The sequence below is a fragment of the Clostridium sp. CM028 genome (assembly GCF_030585565.1).
GTDB lineage: Bacteria > Bacillota > Clostridia > Clostridiales > Clostridiaceae > Clostridium_AD > Clostridium_AD estertheticum_B.
In genome coordinates this window covers 1,738,153-1,753,411 of the sequence record NZ_CP077766.1, presented here as the reverse complement: position 1 = coordinate 1,753,411, position 15,259 = coordinate 1,738,153, and the positions used below count along the sequence as shown (strand labels likewise).

At 30.1% G+C, this 15,259-nt stretch carries 17 protein-coding genes; 9 read left to right on the top strand and 8 right to left on the bottom strand.

Features of this window, described 5'->3' with window-relative positions:
- Positions 1-274: 274 nt before the first annotated feature.
- From KTC94_RS08170 to KTC94_RS08160, 3 genes are all read right to left on the bottom strand, one after another.
- On the bottom strand, positions 275-829 hold the full coding sequence (locus KTC94_RS08170) for a sugar O-acetyltransferase (RefSeq protein ID WP_220320268.1): 555 nt from the start codon (positions 827-829) through the stop codon (positions 275-277).
- 289 nt (positions 830-1,118) lie between these two features.
- Positions 1,119-1,451, bottom strand: coding sequence for a hypothetical protein (locus tag KTC94_RS08165; protein WP_220320267.1), 333 nt, complete (start codon positions 1,449-1,451; stop codon positions 1,119-1,121).
- Between the two features lie 223 nt (positions 1,452-1,674).
- Positions 1,675-2,229 (bottom strand): hypothetical protein, encoded by a 555-nt coding sequence (locus tag KTC94_RS08160; protein ID WP_216303180.1) that lies wholly within the window; start codon positions 2,227-2,229, stop codon positions 1,675-1,677.
- Positions 2,230-2,639: 410 nt separating this feature from the next.
- Between KTC94_RS08160 and KTC94_RS08155 the strand changes: the two genes are divergently transcribed.
- Together KTC94_RS08155 and KTC94_RS08150 are read left to right on the top strand one after the other, a co-directional pair.
- Complete coding sequence (locus tag KTC94_RS08155) at positions 2,640-3,869, top strand: aminopeptidase (protein WP_187351415.1); 1,230 nt, start codon at positions 2,640-2,642, stop codon at positions 3,867-3,869.
- A 376-nt stretch (positions 3,870-4,245) separates the two neighbouring features.
- On the top strand, positions 4,246-4,413 hold the full coding sequence (locus KTC94_RS08150) for a zinc-ribbon domain-containing protein (RefSeq protein ID WP_165412632.1): 168 nt from the start codon (positions 4,246-4,248) through the stop codon (positions 4,411-4,413).
- A gap of 150 nt (positions 4,414-4,563) precedes the next feature.
- Here the strand turns inward: KTC94_RS08150 and KTC94_RS08145 are convergent, their stop codons facing one another.
- The gene (locus KTC94_RS08145; RefSeq protein ID WP_165412633.1) at positions 4,564-4,728 is read right to left on the bottom strand and encodes a hypothetical protein; all 165 of its coding nucleotides are present in this window, start codon (positions 4,726-4,728) and stop codon (positions 4,564-4,566) included.
- Between the two features lie 231 nt (positions 4,729-4,959).
- Between KTC94_RS08145 and KTC94_RS08140 the strand changes: the two genes are divergently transcribed.
- Together KTC94_RS08140 and KTC94_RS08135 are read left to right on the top strand one after the other, a co-directional pair.
- On the top strand, positions 4,960-5,685 hold the full coding sequence (locus KTC94_RS08140) for a hypothetical protein (protein WP_216303179.1): 726 nt from the start codon (positions 4,960-4,962) through the stop codon (positions 5,683-5,685).
- Positions 5,686-5,728: 43 nt separating this feature from the next.
- Positions 5,729-6,154, top strand: coding sequence for a thioesterase family protein (locus KTC94_RS08135; RefSeq protein WP_165412635.1), 426 nt, complete (start codon positions 5,729-5,731; stop codon positions 6,152-6,154).
- A 30-nt stretch (positions 6,155-6,184) separates the two neighbouring features.
- Here the strand turns inward: KTC94_RS08135 and KTC94_RS08130 are convergent, their stop codons facing one another.
- The gene (locus KTC94_RS08130) at positions 6,185-6,793 is read right to left on the bottom strand and encodes a 3'-5' exonuclease (protein WP_220286744.1); all 609 of its coding nucleotides are present in this window, start codon (positions 6,791-6,793) and stop codon (positions 6,185-6,187) included.
- Positions 6,794-7,045: 252 nt separating this feature from the next.
- Between KTC94_RS08130 and KTC94_RS08125 the strand changes: the two genes are divergently transcribed.
- The 3 genes from KTC94_RS08125 to KTC94_RS08115 all read left to right on the top strand — a co-directional run bounded on the left by KTC94_RS08125 (position 7,046) and on the right by KTC94_RS08115 (position 11,319).
- Positions 7,046-8,719 (top strand): sensor histidine kinase, encoded by a 1,674-nt coding sequence (locus KTC94_RS08125; RefSeq protein ID WP_220320266.1) that lies wholly within the window; start codon positions 7,046-7,048, stop codon positions 8,717-8,719.
- A gap of 4 nt (positions 8,720-8,723) precedes the next feature.
- On the top strand, positions 8,724-9,425 hold the full coding sequence (locus KTC94_RS08120; RefSeq protein ID WP_216303175.1) for a LytTR family DNA-binding domain-containing protein: 702 nt from the start codon (positions 8,724-8,726) through the stop codon (positions 9,423-9,425).
- Positions 9,426-9,882: 457 nt separating this feature from the next.
- Positions 9,883-11,319: a carbon starvation protein A gene (locus KTC94_RS08115; protein ID WP_216303174.1), complete on the top strand. Its 1,437-nt coding sequence runs from the start codon at positions 9,883-9,885 to the stop codon at positions 11,317-11,319.
- Positions 11,320-11,392: 73 nt separating this feature from the next.
- Here the strand turns inward: KTC94_RS08115 and KTC94_RS08110 are convergent, their stop codons facing one another.
- Both KTC94_RS08110 and KTC94_RS08105 read right to left on the bottom strand, forming a co-directional pair.
- Positions 11,393-12,568, bottom strand: coding sequence for an amidohydrolase (locus KTC94_RS08110; protein ID WP_220320265.1), 1,176 nt, complete (start codon positions 12,566-12,568; stop codon positions 11,393-11,395).
- 241 nt (positions 12,569-12,809) lie between these two features.
- Positions 12,810-12,989 carry an asparagine synthase gene (locus KTC94_RS08105; protein WP_216304641.1) on the bottom strand — a complete coding sequence of 60 codons (180 nt, stop codon included), beginning with the start codon at positions 12,987-12,989 and terminating at the stop codon, positions 12,810-12,812.
- Between the two features lie 227 nt (positions 12,990-13,216).
- Between KTC94_RS08105 and KTC94_RS08100 the strand changes: the two genes are divergently transcribed.
- Positions 13,217-13,381: a hypothetical protein gene (locus tag KTC94_RS08100; protein ID WP_165412643.1), complete on the top strand. Its 165-nt coding sequence runs from the start codon at positions 13,217-13,219 to the stop codon at positions 13,379-13,381.
- Positions 13,382-13,695: 314 nt separating this feature from the next.
- Here the strand turns inward: KTC94_RS08100 and KTC94_RS08095 are convergent, their stop codons facing one another.
- On the bottom strand, positions 13,696-14,109 hold the full coding sequence (locus KTC94_RS08095) for a hypothetical protein (RefSeq protein WP_165412644.1): 414 nt from the start codon (positions 14,107-14,109) through the stop codon (positions 13,696-13,698).
- Positions 14,110-14,434: 325 nt separating this feature from the next.
- On the opposite strand from KTC94_RS08095, the gene proB reads away from it, so the two are divergent.
- Positions 14,435-15,253 (top strand): glutamate 5-kinase, encoded by an 819-nt coding sequence (proB, locus tag KTC94_RS08090; RefSeq protein WP_220320264.1) that lies wholly within the window; start codon positions 14,435-14,437, stop codon positions 15,251-15,253.
- The last annotated feature ends 6 nt before the right edge of the window (positions 15,254-15,259 follow it).

Genomic DNA, 15,259 nt, shown 5'->3' with positions numbered 1-15,259 from the left:
ACTATAAGTGGAAGTATTTGCACAATTGGGTGTAAAATATTATAATATGCAATTACAGTTTAGATAAGAAGAAGTTGAACTTAGGTTACAAAAGAATGTGAATAAAAAAATTGGCAAAAGCCAGATAGTGAACTACTGAAATATATATTTCAGTAGTTTTTTGAATATCGAGCATTTTTAATATTACTTGTAATTTATTTCATTATCGGATTTCAATTTAAAGATGAAATGTTGATACAACAGTTGTTAGTACTATATTAGGTACTTTTATTAATTAATCAATATTTTTTATTATTCTACAAGGATTTCCAACAGCGATAACATTAGCCGGAATATTTTTTATAACCACGCTACCAGAACCTATTACGCTATTATCCCCAATAGTTACACCGGGATTTATTATAGAGCCACCACCAATCCATACATTATTCCCTATAGTTACAGCTTTTGTATAATCAGCATTTTTGGGCCTTAATTTGGGATCAATTAAATGAGTTGCAGTAAATATGCTTACATTAGGAGCACACAATACATCATGTCCAATTTTTACAAGTCCATCATCTAAAACCAAAAAATTAAAATTCGCATAGAAATTTTCTCCAATTTCAATATTAGTGCCATAATCACAATGAAAGGGAGGTTCTATTTCAAAATTCCCGCCTATTTCTCCAAGTAGTTTTTTAATAATATTTATTCGCTCGATTGTTTCCTCGGGATCTGTATTATTATATAGTTTTGTAAGATGCCTAGCTTTATTTCTTAAGAGTACTAAATCTTTATCATAGGCATTATATATTTCACCATTTAGCATCTTTTGTTGTTCATTCATTTTATACACTCCTTATTATACTTAGTTAGTATGAGTATAGCATAGTAGAATAAACAGTAGAATTAAAGAGCCAATAAAGCTTAATATAGAAAGTAAAGTGATTAGAAATGGAACCATGTGATATGTCTTTAAAGTATATGATATACAGCGAGAATAAGGGGCGCGTTTCATAAGAATTTGGAAAGGAAATTATGGCAAAATAAGCATGGAAGAACAAAAAACTAAGTCACTTAGATTATTTATGTGACTTAGCCTAATCATATGATTTTGCTCGAATCTAAGTAGAAAATTATTTTTTTACATTGTCTTTGTCCGGCATAGGCATAATATGGTGCATATGCATCATACACATCATACACATCATATGCATCATATGCATCATACAGTTCTGCATCATAGGATCCATTGGTGTCTGATTCATAGGCATCATTGACATCATAGGATTCATTTGATTCATAGGCATCGTAGACATCATAGGATTCATTTGATTCATAGGCATCGTAGGCATCATAGGATCCATTTGATTCATAGGCATCATATGCATCATGGGATCCATTTGATTCATAGGCATCGTAGGATTCATTTCTTTCATGTTTTTACAGTCCATTGAATAATTTTTCATAAAAATCTCCTTATAAAAGTTATACACAATATATTATTATGTAAAATAACATTTTATGTTACTACCTTTTCTAATTTAAAACATACTTCTAAAGAATCTTTATTGTTTTATATATAAGTAATTGTAAGTAGTTAAAGAGAACTACATGATTACAAAATTTCAAAATAAAATTAAACCATTAAAAAATGCGATTTTTTAATGGTTTAATATTTGTGATACTATACTATTTTTTTAATTCCGTTTTTCCTGTCAATTTACTTTTGGCATCCATTTTGAATGTAGATTTAGATTCATCAGTAGTAAAATATATATTTCCGTCAACGGTAGCATCTTTTAACTGAAAGTTATTTGCAGAAACATAAAGATCACCTTTGAAAGTCCCATGTTCTATACTGCCGTTAACACTATTGATAGTTAATTTTGGAACAGTTAAAGTGAATCTAGCAGTTATGTTTTTATTCTCATCTTGGCTATATAGAGCTATCTTACGTTGTATAATATCTTTGCCACTATCATCTTTTTTACCGTTTTTATACTCACCATCAACTACAAGATCTTTATCAATAGCTAAATCCTTTGTTATTGCAATAATCCATGTCCCCTTGCTACTTATAGCCTTTTCAAAAGTAGCTGTAGTATTTACTATTGAAGCTGTAGTTACTACATTTGGGGTTGTTTCTGGCGGTGTTGTTTGTTTTGGGGGTGCAGGTTGCTTAGCACATCCTACAAACAACACAGTTAATAGAGCGGATGTTAATAGTACAATTTTTGATTTCATGAAAAATCCTCCTTATTAGTAAAATAATTATCGGTTTAAATGTAGTATAACCAAAATCATAAAAATTAATGTTTTTAAATAAATTATATTTAAGTAAAAGTCAGATATGATTATTTTGAGATAATTGTTTTGATTTAGTTCTCATAATTATCTTTATATAATAATATTACTAGTATAGCGGTTATAAAGATTATTATCATTGAAGTAAATAGAAAAGCAGATAGATGAAACTAAACATTAGATTTCATACGCTGTTTTTTATGGTATAATTTTCTTGGATGTACTAATAATAAATTATAAATAAAGTAAGCAAAATCAATCCGTGCAGAAGGCTACACGAGATATTGGAAGGAAGTGAGTATTTAGTGAATTTGAGTACTTGTTGTACACTTACTCGCTAAAAATAAATTATGAATAATGAATTATTAGAAAAATATGCTCTTTTATTGGTAAAAACAGGAATTAATATTCAAAAGAATCAAACACTTGTAATCAACTCGCCTATAGAGTGCGCGTCTTTTACTAGAATTGTTTCTCGAAGTGCTTATATAGAGGGTGCTAGGGAAGTAATTATAAATTGGAGGGATGAATTATCCTCAAAAATTAAATTCATGCATGCGCCAGAAGAGGTTTTTGAAGAATATCCGGAATGGCAGAGAGATTTTTACTTATCTAATGCACGAATGGGCGCAGCTTTCTTAAGTATTTCAGCCTCTGATCCTGAACTTATGAAGGATGTTAATCCGCAGAGATTGTCAAAAGCACATAAAGCAGCTAGTACTGCAATAAAAGAATACAGAGATAGGCTTATGAGTAATAAAAATGTATGGTGTGTTGCATCAATTCCAACTTTATCCTGGGCAAAAAAAGTTTTTCCAGAATTATCAGAGGATAAGGCAATGGAAAAACTTTGGAACTCTATATTTAAAACAGTAAGGGTTGATACAGAGGATCCTGTTGCTTCATGGGAAACTCACAAAAGCAATCTAAAAAAAAGTATGGACTTTTTAAATTTGAATAACTTTAAATATTTGCAATATAAAAATTCATTGGGTACTGATCTTAAAATTGAGCTTCCAGAAAATCATTTATGGCTTGGAGGATCAGATTATACCCCAGAGGGCATAGAGTTTATAGCTAATATGCCTACTGAAGAGGTATTTACACTTCCTAAAAAAACTGGAGTTAATGGAATAGTAGTAAGCTCAAAACCTTTAAACTATAATGGAAATCTAATTGAAGAATTTTCACTTACTTTTAAGCAGGGAAGAATTGTAGATTTCAAAGCAAAAAATGGTTATGATATTTTAAAGAGCATTATTGAAACCGATGAAGGATCTTATTATCTTGGTGAAGTGGCTTTAGTACCATATGATTCTCCAATATCAAATTCAAATATACTATTTTATAATACACTTTTTGACGAAAATGCATCTTGCCATTTGGCTATTGGGAAAGCATATCCAGTATGCATAAAAAATGGTGAAAATTTAAGTAGTGAGGAACTTGCAAAACTAGGGGTCAATGATTCCTTTGTGCATGAAGATTTTATGGTTGGCACAGGAGATTTGCAAATAATAGGTATTACAGCAGATGGAAAAGAAATACCTATATTTAAGAGTGGTAATTTTGCATTTTAACCACATTTCAGAAGGAAAGTCTACTACTTCTATAAGCGGGAGGTAACTACCCTAGCAAAAATAAAACTTCAGTGGGATTATAAATATCCTTCTGGAGTTCTTCAAAGCTGTGCAGCTACCCAGGAGATGATTTAAAGGATAGAGATAAATATTATTTCACTATGGTATGATTTTATAATGATATAAAAAAATGATTGTATAAAAAAGTAAAAAAATATTGTACATGCATTCATAATATGTTAATATAAGTATATAATAGTAATTAATAATTGCTATCTAGAGAATCTAATATGATAAACAGCATATCCTCTTTTAAGGAAATTATTGTTAATCAAATTTAGATTTTAATTTCCAAATAAAAGGAGGAATATTTAAAATGGAAGACAAAAACTTAATTTGTAAAGATTGTGGGAAAGAATTCGTATTCACTGAGGGCGAACAAGCTTTCTACAAAGAAAAAGGATTTGAAAATGAACCACAAAGATGTGTTGATTGCAGAAGAGCAAGAAAACAACAAAATGATAATTCATCTTTTAGAAGATAGTATAAATAAGTGCAAAGCCCTATAAAACTTTGGTTTTATAGGGCTTTTTTTATTTTATATGAAATTGTAAAAGTGCATAAGGTAGTGAAGTGGAAACTACAAACTAAAAAACTCCAGAAACATTCTGGAGTTTTTCTAGCGATAAAAATATTATTTGTTATGAGATAATTTAGAGCGTTTAGTCAATTTGTCATTATTTGCATCAATTTTCACGCCATTTTCAATTCCTATATCACCACCGCTTTGGGGGAACATTTTTCTCAGTTCGGCGTTAGTTTTTTTATCAGTTTTCATGTGACTTTTATTATTGTCCATAAGTATTACCTCCTTTTATATTAGGGTTATATAATAATATAACCTAATAATCATAAAAATATTTGCATGAGGAAGTTACTATAAATAGTAGAGATATTTTTACCTTTTTAAGTAATTAAGTAAAATAATATTTTGTGAAATTTGTATTTAACAATTTTAAATAGAGGTGTAATATTAATATGGAATATTTTTTATATGATTTAAAAATAATTTAGGAGGAAGTGACGTAATATGCCTTTTAATGTATACGATAGAAATAGGAAATATTTAGGATTTATTCAAGCTGCATATCCACAATATACAAGTGTATTTATGGTTGCTAACACAGATATTAAGTTGGAAGAGAAGGATTTTAATAAAAGCAAAATAAAATTGGAGTTAGCTAGCTTTTTGGGCTGTAAAAACATTTTAGGGAAAATTAATGAACCAAGATTAAGCAAAAGCATAGATAATGTAATGAGAAAAGAATTTGGAAAATTTAAAGATAATACCTATGAAGAATTGTTGAAATTGGTATATCTTAGAATATTACGTTGTGAAGAAAAATTTCATTATAAAAGCATCCCAAATGAAGAAATCAATGCATATTTCTTGGTGGATATTAATAATGTTATAATTGAAAATGATTCAATAATTATGAATGAGGATACAGTATATGTTAGTAATGAAAAAATAGGAAATGATATTCCTATGGTTGCAAAGATTATTGATTATCCAAGAATACAAATTGATAGCATGACCTCAGGACAGGGGTTGCTATTAGGGGCAGACATTGCAGATTTGGCGGGAAGAAACCATATTCACAGGACAAAACTAAAAATAAAATCAGGAAATTTTGTATGTGATCTTAATTTGCCTGTAGAGTTATACTTGAAAAAGGGTGATACAATTCAAATATATGTATATAATAAGGTTATTAAAAGGATATTTTGCGATGGTATAATATATGAATTCTAATAATGTTTAGAGTTTAATACAAATGAAGACTGGAGAAATGAAAATGTATATCAATGAAACGAAATTAAAAGTAAGGTATGTAGAGACGGATCAAATGGCGATTGTGCATCATTCAAATTATTACGCTTGGTTTGAAGTAGGTAGAACGGAGTATATAACAGAAATAGGCATGACCTATAAACAGGTGGAAGAAAATAATATTATGTTACCAGTGGTAGAGAGCTCTTGTAGGTACATAGAAGGTGCAAAATATGAAGATATAATTATAATTCAAACATTCATGAAAGAGCTAAATGGGGCTAAGGTAATATTCAATTATAATGTTATTAGAGAAAATGACGGGAAAATCTTAGCTAAAGGCAGTACAACTCATGCTTTTGTTAATGAAAAATTTAGAGTTGTAAATCTTAAAAAAGTCAATATGGAGATGTGGAGTGGATTTGAAAAACTCTTTGAAAAGATAGAATAATGTACGATTATTCTATCTTTTCATTATAAATTATTTAACAAGCTTTGAAAAATAATGTTTAGGGATAAAGCCTTTCTTAATACCTTCTGTAACTAGCAAATAGGTTGCAGTAGTATCAAATCTAGCATCGTGAAAATTTGAAGTATCTCCAAAATATTCATTGCTTTTTAAATTTATATGAGTCTCATTTAACTTAAGAAATGTAATAGTTTCTGATAATTTTGGGTTTTTATATCCACCTCTTGAAGTAAGAAGTTTGCATATATCTTTATAATATTTCATTGTACAAAAAGTATGGCTAAGATTTAGCTTATGCCCACAACTTTCAAGTTCATGAGTTAAAAATTTTATATCAAAATTAACATTGTGTCCTATAAGAATGTCTGCGGTTAAAAAGTCATCAATAAAATCTTCGTGAGAATCTTCAAAAGTTTTGCCATTGCTTAGTTTAAATAAAGCCTCTACACTGAAACCATGCACATCTTGCGCAGATGGCTCTATATAATCTACTGTAAAGAAGATATTTTTACCTATTGTTTTTGTTGGTTTATAATTAGTATCAACAAGGATGTAACTTAGTTGACATATATTACCTGGCCTTATGCCAGTAGTTTCTGTATCAAAAAAAATCATTCGCATTAGAGACCCTCCTGTAGTTATCACCTAGGTGTATATTTACAATTAATAGAATAATGTATAAAGGCTATTTAAAGTATTCCAACATTTCGTATTAATTAAAAATAACCTTATAGTAATTATAGCATAGATAATATATCTTTATATATTATAGAATGTTGTATATACTATTTATAAAGCCTTCTTTAATCATGTGTGAAAAATAGACTAAGCTAGTTATTTTTAGATATATTGGGTGAAATGGAGTTAATATGTATGATCGAATTGTTAAGAAATCTTACTAATAATTTAGGGTATGTGATTCTTATTGCTTTTTTTGTTTCTAGGATAGGGAGCTTTAAGAGGATCGTTCAAAAAGATGAGTTCAAAAAAAAAGATCTAATTATGCTCTCAATAATTTTTGGAACATTTGGAATTTTAGGGACCTACACGGGAACAGAGTTTAATGGAGCGATTGCTAATACTAGAATTATTGGAGTAATGGCAGGGGGAATATTATGTGGTCCTTTTGTAGGAATACTTGCAGGGGTTATAGCTGGAATCCACAGGCTACTAGTAGATGTAGGAGGGATTACATCAATACCTTGTACAATCGTAACTATAATTTCAGGAATAGTTGCAAGTATAATATATAAAAAATCAAATGAAAATAACAAGTGGTTGTATGGGCTAATTGGTGGGATTCTAATTGAAACGTTAGAAATGATTTTAATACTTGTGATGGCACATCCTTTTAGTAGGGCCTTAACAATTGTGGAAAGTATATATTTACCTATGAGCTTTACAAATGCCATAGGAATCGCAATCTTAATATTAATAATTCAAAAAATACATAAGGAAAAGGAAGAAATCGCAGCAAAACAAGCACAAATAGCTTTGGAAATAGCTAATAAAACATTGCCATATTTTAGAAAAATGCAAGAAAATTCATTTGAAGAGATATGTGGAATAATAAAAGATTCAATTCATTCAGATGCAGTATCTATAACAAATAAGGAGTATATATTAGCTCATGTAGGTGTAGGAGCTGATCATCATATAAGAGGAAAACGGATTGTAACAGAAGCTACAAAAAAAGTTATTAGAGAGGGAAACTTACTTTCTTTAACTAATGCAAAACAGATAGATTGTCCTAATGTTAAGTGCAATTTGAAATCCGCAATCATTGCTCCTTTGAAGGAAGGAGACGAAATGATAGGAACATTAAAAATATATTATTGCAGCGAGGATGCAATTTCCTTTAGAAATATAAACTTAGCCGTAGGATTATCCCAACTAATTTCTACTCAATTAGAAATTAGTAAATTAGGAGAGCTAAAGAATATGGCAAATAAGGCTGAAATAAAGGCGTTACAAGCTCAAATAAACCCTCATTTTTTATTTAATGCACTAAATACTATAATTTCATTTATTAGACTTGATCCTAACCGTGCAAGAGAGTTAATTATAAATTTATCCACTTACTTGAGATATAATTTAGAAACAGGAGAAAATCTCGTAGATATTTACCGTGAACTAGAGCAGGTTAAAGCATATATAGAGATAGAAAAAGCAAGGTTTGGAGAAAAACTTCATGTAATTTATGATATTGAAGACGATTTAGATGTCAAGATTCCAAATCTGATCATTCAACCAATAGTTGAAAATTCTATTAAACATGGTATTTTAGAGGGGAAAGGATACGGCAGCGTGACAATTGAAATTAAAAAAATTGCGGCTGGTGACATTACAATAGTAATTGAAGATGATGGAGTTGGAATTTCAAAAGAGATTATAGAAAAAGTCTATGAAGGTAAAATGGAAGAAAATAAAATAGGCATGTCAAATGTTCATAATAGATTAAAGTATATTTATGGTGAAGGATTAAGGATAGAAAGACGTACGAGTGGTACTAGAATCAATTTCAATGTGAGGGAAATAAGGGAGTGACGATATGAATTGTATTATTGTTGATGATGAATATCCTTCAAGAGAGGAGCTAAAGTACTTCATAAATAATTTCAGTAGTATAAAAATAATGGATGAATTTGATGATTCTATTAAGGCATTAGAGTTTATTGAGCAAAACAAACCGGATATTATTTTTTTGGATATCAATATGCCTAAATTAGATGGAATGGCATTAGGTAAAATTATTAATCACTTCCCGAAACATTACCTTATTATTTTTATTACGGCTCATAAAGATTATGCTGTAGATGCATTTGAAATTCAGGCTTATGATTATATATTAAAGCCGTATTCAGAAGAGCGTATAGTTAGTACATTAAAAAATATTGAGAAATTTTTCGATAAAAAAAGTATAAATAATAAAATAACACTTTGGAAAGATAATAAAATGATGGTGAGGAGTATGATTGATATTTCTTATTGTGAAGCAAGAGAAAGAGAAACATTAATTTATATTAAAGGAATGCAATACAATATAAATTGTAGCATTTCTGAGTTCTATAAAAAGCTTCCAGAAGAATTCTTTTTTAGAGGTCATAGATCATATATTATAAATACTGATAAAATAACTGAAATAATTCCATGGTTTAACAATACCTTTATGTTAAAACTGCAAGGTGAAGAAGTACATATACCGGTAAGTAGAAATAATATAATTGAGTTTAAACAACTAATGGGCATATAAAAGTACTCCATGCGCTTTTTTTGTTTTTTCATGTATAAAACTGTATTTAATTCTTAATAATATATTATAATTATGTAAATATAATATAATTATGTTAATAAATTGAAATGTAATTATAAATATTGAGGAGGAGTTAAAATGGTATCGTTTATTTTAGCAATTATCGCCCTTATAGTAGGTTATTTTATTTATGGTACAATTGTAGAAAAGGCCTTTGGGGCAGATGCTGTTGCAGCTCCGCAGGAGATGATTTAAGGCATATGAAAATAAAGATGATTGTTACAAAATAGTATATTAACGGACTTTTTATAAAATATAGACCATATATTGCAAATTTACAAACAATGGGTATATAAAAGCACTTTATGTGCTTTTTTTGTCGTTTCATGTATGAAAGCGTATTCAGTTCTTAAAAATACATTATAATTTAGTTGATAAATAATTAGGGGGAGTTCAAATGGTATCATTTATTTTAGCAATTATAGCGCTTATAGCAGGTTATTTTATTTACGGCACAATTGTAGAAAAAGCTTTTGGAGCAGACGAGTCAATTAAAACACCCGCTGTAAGGCTAGCGGATGGTGTAGATTTTGTTGAAATGCCTGGATGGAAGATTTTCTTAATTCAATTTCTTAACATTGCAGGATTAGGACCTATATTTGGAGCAATTGCAGGTGCAATGTGGGGTCCAGTTGCATTTTTGTGGATTGTCTTTGGATGCATCTTTGCAGGTGGAGTTCATGATTACTTTTCAGGTATGCTATCAGCAAGACATGATGGTGCAAGTATTCCTGAAGTTGTAGGAAAATATCTTGGTAAAGGATTTCAAAACTTTATGAGAGTGTTTTCGGTAATAGTTTTAATACTAGTAGGAGTAGTTTTCGTAACTGGACCAGCAGGTATATTAAAAGATTTAACAGGTATGAATTTTCAACTATTAGTTTATATAATATTCGCATATTATTTACTGGCAACAATGGTTCCAATAGATAAGCTTATTGGAAAAATATATCCTATATTTGGATTTTGCTTGTTGATTATGGCAGTTGGTATTGCTTTTGCTTTAATCTTTGGTAGGTACCATATTCCAGAAGTGACACTATCAAATTTGGTTAATATGCATTCAAATTCAGATAAAAATCCAATATTTCCTATGTTATTCATAACTATTGCTTGTGGTGCTATTTCGGGGTTCCATGCAACTCAATCGCCTTTAATGGCAAGGTGTATAAGTAGTGAAAAACAAGGTAAAAAGATATTTTATGGTTCAATGATCGTGGAAGGTATAGTTGCATTAATTTGGGCAGCGGCAGCAATGAGTTTTTTTGGAGGAGTAGATCAGTTAAATGCTACTATGGCGATTAGTGGTCATACAGCAGCGTGGGTAGTAAACGAATCTTCAATTAGTTTGCTTGGAAAAGTTGGTGGAATCTTGGCTATACTCGGGGTTGTAGCATGTCCTATAACTTCTGGTGATACAGCGTTTAGAAGTGCAAGATTAACTTTGGCTGATGCATTTAAATTTAGTCAAGGTCCTATTAAAAACAGATTTGTAATTAGTATTCCACTATTTGTGGTAGGATTTATATTAACTAAGATGGATTTTGCAATAATATGGAGATACTTTGGATGGTCTAATCAAACTTTAGCTACTATAGTATTATGGACAGCGGGTATGTATATGGTTAGTATGGGTAAAAAACACTGGATGGCAACGGTGCCGGCTACATTTATGACAGCCGTATGTACTTCTTACATCTTAATTGCCCCAGAGGGGTTTAAACTTTCACAAAATATTTCATACACGATCGGGATTATAGGAGCAATTGCAGCAATGGTAATTTTCTTGATTGCATCAAAAAAGGTAGAATTAAAAAGCAACATTAATATATAAAATTTCTTTTGAATCTCATTACAAAATAAAGGCTGTTAACATAAATATTATGTTGACAGCCTTTAAAATTCCTTTAAAATTCCTTTGAAATTTCATTTTTTACAATTTCACCATTAACCATTACCAATGCTACTTTACTTCTTAAATCAAAGGGATGTCCACTATATATAACAATATCGGCATCCTTTCCAATTTCCAAGCTTCCAACAATGCCATCTATGCCAAGTATTTCTGCAGCATTTATAGTTATTGCCTTAAGGGCCTCTTCTTCATCCATACCCTCTCTTGATGCAATGCCAGCACATACTGGGAGATATTGAAGTGGGATAACAGGATGGTCTGTCATTATGGCTACTTTTATACCCGCTTTTGATAAAATTCCAGGCGTTTTAAAAGTTAGATTTTTAAGTTCTACTTTTGATCTATTAGAAAGCGAGGGACCTAATATTACACCCTTTTGAATGCCTTCTTTTAAATAATCTATAATTAAGTGGCCTTCTGTGCAATGATCAAGGGTTATATCTATATTAAATTCCTTTGCAATTCGAAGAGCAGTAAGGATATCATCAGCTCTATGAGCATGAGCTTTTAGAGGTATTTCTTTTTTTATGACCTTTGCTAAAGCTTCCATTTTCATGTCAAATTCAGGCGTTTTATCAGGATTTTCTAAGCCTTTATTTTGTTTTTCTATATACATCTTTGCCTTAATAAGATTTTCTCTTAAAATAGCAGCAGTGCCCATTCTTGTGCTGGGGGATTTTTTCTGAGCATGATATACCCTTTTAGGATTTTCACCAAAGGCGACTTTCATAGCAAGACACTCATTTACAATCATATCATCAATTCTATTTCCATAGGTTTTAATAACCGTAAACTGTCCACCAATTACATTGGCGCTACCTGGACCAGTTGCAACGGTTGTTATTCCAGCGTCGATTGCATCTTTGAAACATATATCCATAGGATTAATAGCGTCGATTGCTCTTAAATGAGGGGTAACTGGGTCAACAGCCTCATTACCATCAGCACCTTCAAAGCCCATTCCGTCTTCCCACATTCCAAGATGGCAGTGTGCATCAATCATTCCTGGCATAACAAACTTATTTTTAACATCGATAATTTCTGCGTTACGGGGTGGATTTACGTCATTTGCAATAGCAATAATTTTACCATGATCGATTAAAATCATTCCATTTTCAAAATCCTTATTTGCCATACTGTGTATATTGGCATTTTTAATTAAAATCATATAAACAACTCCTCAATTATTAGATATACTAACATTTCTATAATGAAATTATTATACTAATACTATTATAACATTGATTAGTAAATATTGTAAAAAGATTTTATGGGGAATTTAGAGATTAGATACTATAAAAAAGCTGATTAGAAATTGAAATTTCTAATCAGCTTTTTCGTTTATTCTAAATTATTTTTTTTGAAATTAGAAAGACTTTTTAATATTTAGACAAATGTAACAAAGTAAGTTATCGTCTGTGTTCAACCAAATCAATTGCTCCTAACACAATGTGAGCAAGCCCGAAGCCAATAACACCTGCTTCAATCATAGGAAGCATATTTTTTTTATTCATACTGTTTTTTGAAAATGATGCTCCAGCCGTAGTAACAACTGCACCTAACATAGTTGGAATTAATCCTTCACGCATATTAAAAGACCTCCCTTTTTAATAATATGTTAATATATTTTACAAATATGAGATTATTAATACTATAAAATATATAGAATATAGTCTACATATTATTTGTTATGGATTATATTACATTAACATTTTATATTCATATTTTTAATAGTTTTAGAATAAAAGTTATCTTCTCGGTAAAAATAAGATATTACAATATTTTATTAAAGTTTAGAGGAGGTAAATAAAAGTTTATGAAAAAAACAAAATTGCCAAAAGGTCAGCATGAAGAGGAAGTTGAAAATATAAAAAATTTGCTTGAAGAAGGCAAGGGCATGATTGAAATTTTAAACTTAACAAGTTTAAATGAAGAGGAAGTCATACAGATTAATGATAAAATTAGAGGAAAGAATAAATAATAAAATGTATTAGTATTAAACAAAATAATATGTAAAAGATAATAAGGTAATGAGGCATATTAAAATAAATTTAAGGAGGAAAAATTATGGCGAAAAAAGGAATGAGTAGACCGCAAGCTCAGCCTAAAGGTGATAATAATAAGAAAATGAAGAAAGACGATGCTAAAAGGGTTCCAGTGGTAGGTAAATAAAGAAAATATAAAAAACTGCTTATTTTATAAGCAGTTTTTTATTATAAATCAATTACCACCATGTTGACTCAACATGGCGGTTAATTATAATTAGGGACTTAGTTGTAATCTAAAATTTGGTGATTATTCATATAACCCAAATCCGGTAATAACAACCATATCCCAATCAGTTTCTTCATTTTTAATCCAATGGTATTCAATGCAAAGTTCTTTTAACCAGGCATTAAGGCCACTACTTTTCTTGCTTACGTTTGGGGATTGTCTTCCGAAATTTTCCCTAATCATTTCAAGTAATTCTATTTGGTCTTCTTTTCCTAGCTCTTTATCTAGCATGTCGTCTATAACGTCACAACACTTCTCATAACATTTTTTGTCTTCAACATACAATTCGTCCGCGAGTAGCTGTCTTTTATTATTTAAAGTGTGTTGTACATTTTTAATTTCATCTAAATTTGATAAGTATTTCTTAGCTATGTTCATAGCGGAAATCTCATTATCTATTCTAACTATTGCTCTTTCTAATTTTGCATTTCTCATTTTAATCTTCCTACTTTACATTTTTTATTTAGTCATTAACTAAGGCATCTTAAAAAAATAACTAGTAAGCATGATAGTCTATTTTTTAGATGGCTAATGACAATAGATTAATTATATCATTAAATTCACTATGATACAAAACTCTACTTAAATAACCTCATCCTAAAAATCAAAATTTTATAAATTAATTAACCCTGGTAATTTATATGGTGTAAAATTAAATTAGTATTATGTATAAAATATCTTTTAAAATTTTAAAAAGTATGGTAAATTTATAAAAACAGAAAATTAAATTAAATATTAGAATGAGATGGGGAGTGGTTATATGAACAGTAGAAAAGAATATTTAAAAGGTGTAACAAAAATTGTGGTAAAGGTAGGAACTTCAACATTAACCCACTCTACAGGATTATTAAATTTTAAACGTATTGAAAATCTTATAAGACAATTGGCAGATATTCATAATCAAGGAATTCAGGTTGTACTAGTCACCTCTGGAGCTATAGGAGCAGGCATGGGGAAATTAGGGTTTACGGTGAGGCCGGAAACAATACCAGAAAAGCAGGCAGCGGCCGCTGTAGGTCAAGGCATTTTAATTCACATGTATGAAAAGTTTTTTTCAGAGTATGGAAAGACTATAGCACAGATTCTTTTAACAAAAGAGGATATCGTAGATAATACAAGATATCTAAATGCCCATAATACGTTTTTGACGTTACTATCTCAGGGGGTTATACCTGTAGTAAATGAAAATGATGCTGTAATCGTTGATGAAATAATGTTTGGAGACAATGACACATTATCTGCAATGGTAACAAGTCTAATAGGTGCGGATTTATTGATAATACTTTCCGATATTGATGGATTGTATGACTCAAACCCTAGGACAAATTCTGATGCGAAAATTATTTATAATGTATCTGAGATAACTGATGAAATTAAGGAATCTGCAGAAGGTGTAGGGTCAAATCTTGGAACTGGGGGTATGGCAACTAAGATTAAGGCAGCAGAAATTGTAGTAGCTGCAAATGCCTCTATGATTATTGCGGAAGGCTCTGAACCTAATATTATTAATGATATTTTAGAAGGTCGTGATGTAGGGACATTATTCGAAAGAAATACAAAAACCATGAGCGAGAGATAGAATAGG

Excerpts from the sequence above, each read along its gene's own strand:
- KTC94_RS08170 (WP_220320268.1), bottom strand. The coding sequence starts at position 829 with ATGAATGAACAACAAAAGATGCTAAATGGTGAAATATATAATGCCTAT.
- KTC94_RS08165 (WP_220320267.1), bottom strand. The coding sequence starts at position 1,451 with ATGAAAAATTATTCAATGGACTGTAAAAACATGAAAGAAATGAATCCT.
- KTC94_RS08160 (WP_216303180.1), bottom strand. The coding sequence starts at position 2,229 with ATGAAATCAAAAATTGTACTATTAACATCCGCTCTATTAACTGTGTTG.
- KTC94_RS08155 (WP_187351415.1), top strand. The coding sequence starts at position 2,640 with ATGAATAATGAATTATTAGAAAAATATGCTCTTTTATTGGTAAAAACA.
- KTC94_RS08150 (WP_165412632.1), top strand. The coding sequence starts at position 4,246 with ATGGAAGACAAAAACTTAATTTGTAAAGATTGTGGGAAAGAATTCGTA.
- KTC94_RS08145 (WP_165412633.1), bottom strand. The coding sequence starts at position 4,728 with ATGGACAATAATAAAAGTCACATGAAAACTGATAAAAAAACTAACGCC.
- KTC94_RS08140 (WP_216303179.1), top strand. The coding sequence starts at position 4,960 with ATGCCTTTTAATGTATACGATAGAAATAGGAAATATTTAGGATTTATT.
- KTC94_RS08135 (WP_165412635.1), top strand. The coding sequence starts at position 5,729 with ATGTATATCAATGAAACGAAATTAAAAGTAAGGTATGTAGAGACGGAT.
- KTC94_RS08130 (WP_220286744.1), bottom strand. The coding sequence starts at position 6,793 with ATGCGAATGATTTTTTTTGATACAGAAACTACTGGCATAAGGCCAGGT.
- KTC94_RS08125 (WP_220320266.1), top strand. The coding sequence starts at position 7,046 with ATGATCGAATTGTTAAGAAATCTTACTAATAATTTAGGGTATGTGATT.
- KTC94_RS08120 (WP_216303175.1), top strand. The coding sequence starts at position 8,724 with ATGAATTGTATTATTGTTGATGATGAATATCCTTCAAGAGAGGAGCTA.
- KTC94_RS08115 (WP_216303174.1), top strand. The coding sequence starts at position 9,883 with ATGGTATCATTTATTTTAGCAATTATAGCGCTTATAGCAGGTTATTTT.
- KTC94_RS08110 (WP_220320265.1), bottom strand. The coding sequence starts at position 12,568 with ATGATTTTAATTAAAAATGCCAATATACACAGTATGGCAAATAAGGAT.
- KTC94_RS08105 (WP_216304641.1), bottom strand. The coding sequence starts at position 12,989 with ATGCGTGAAGGATTAATTCCAACTATGTTAGGTGCAGTTGTTACTACG.
- KTC94_RS08100 (WP_165412643.1), top strand. The coding sequence starts at position 13,217 with ATGAAAAAAACAAAATTGCCAAAAGGTCAGCATGAAGAGGAAGTTGAA.
- KTC94_RS08095 (WP_165412644.1), bottom strand. The coding sequence starts at position 14,109 with ATGAGAAATGCAAAATTAGAAAGAGCAATAGTTAGAATAGATAATGAG.
- proB (WP_220320264.1), top strand. The coding sequence starts at position 14,435 with ATGAACAGTAGAAAAGAATATTTAAAAGGTGTAACAAAAATTGTGGTA.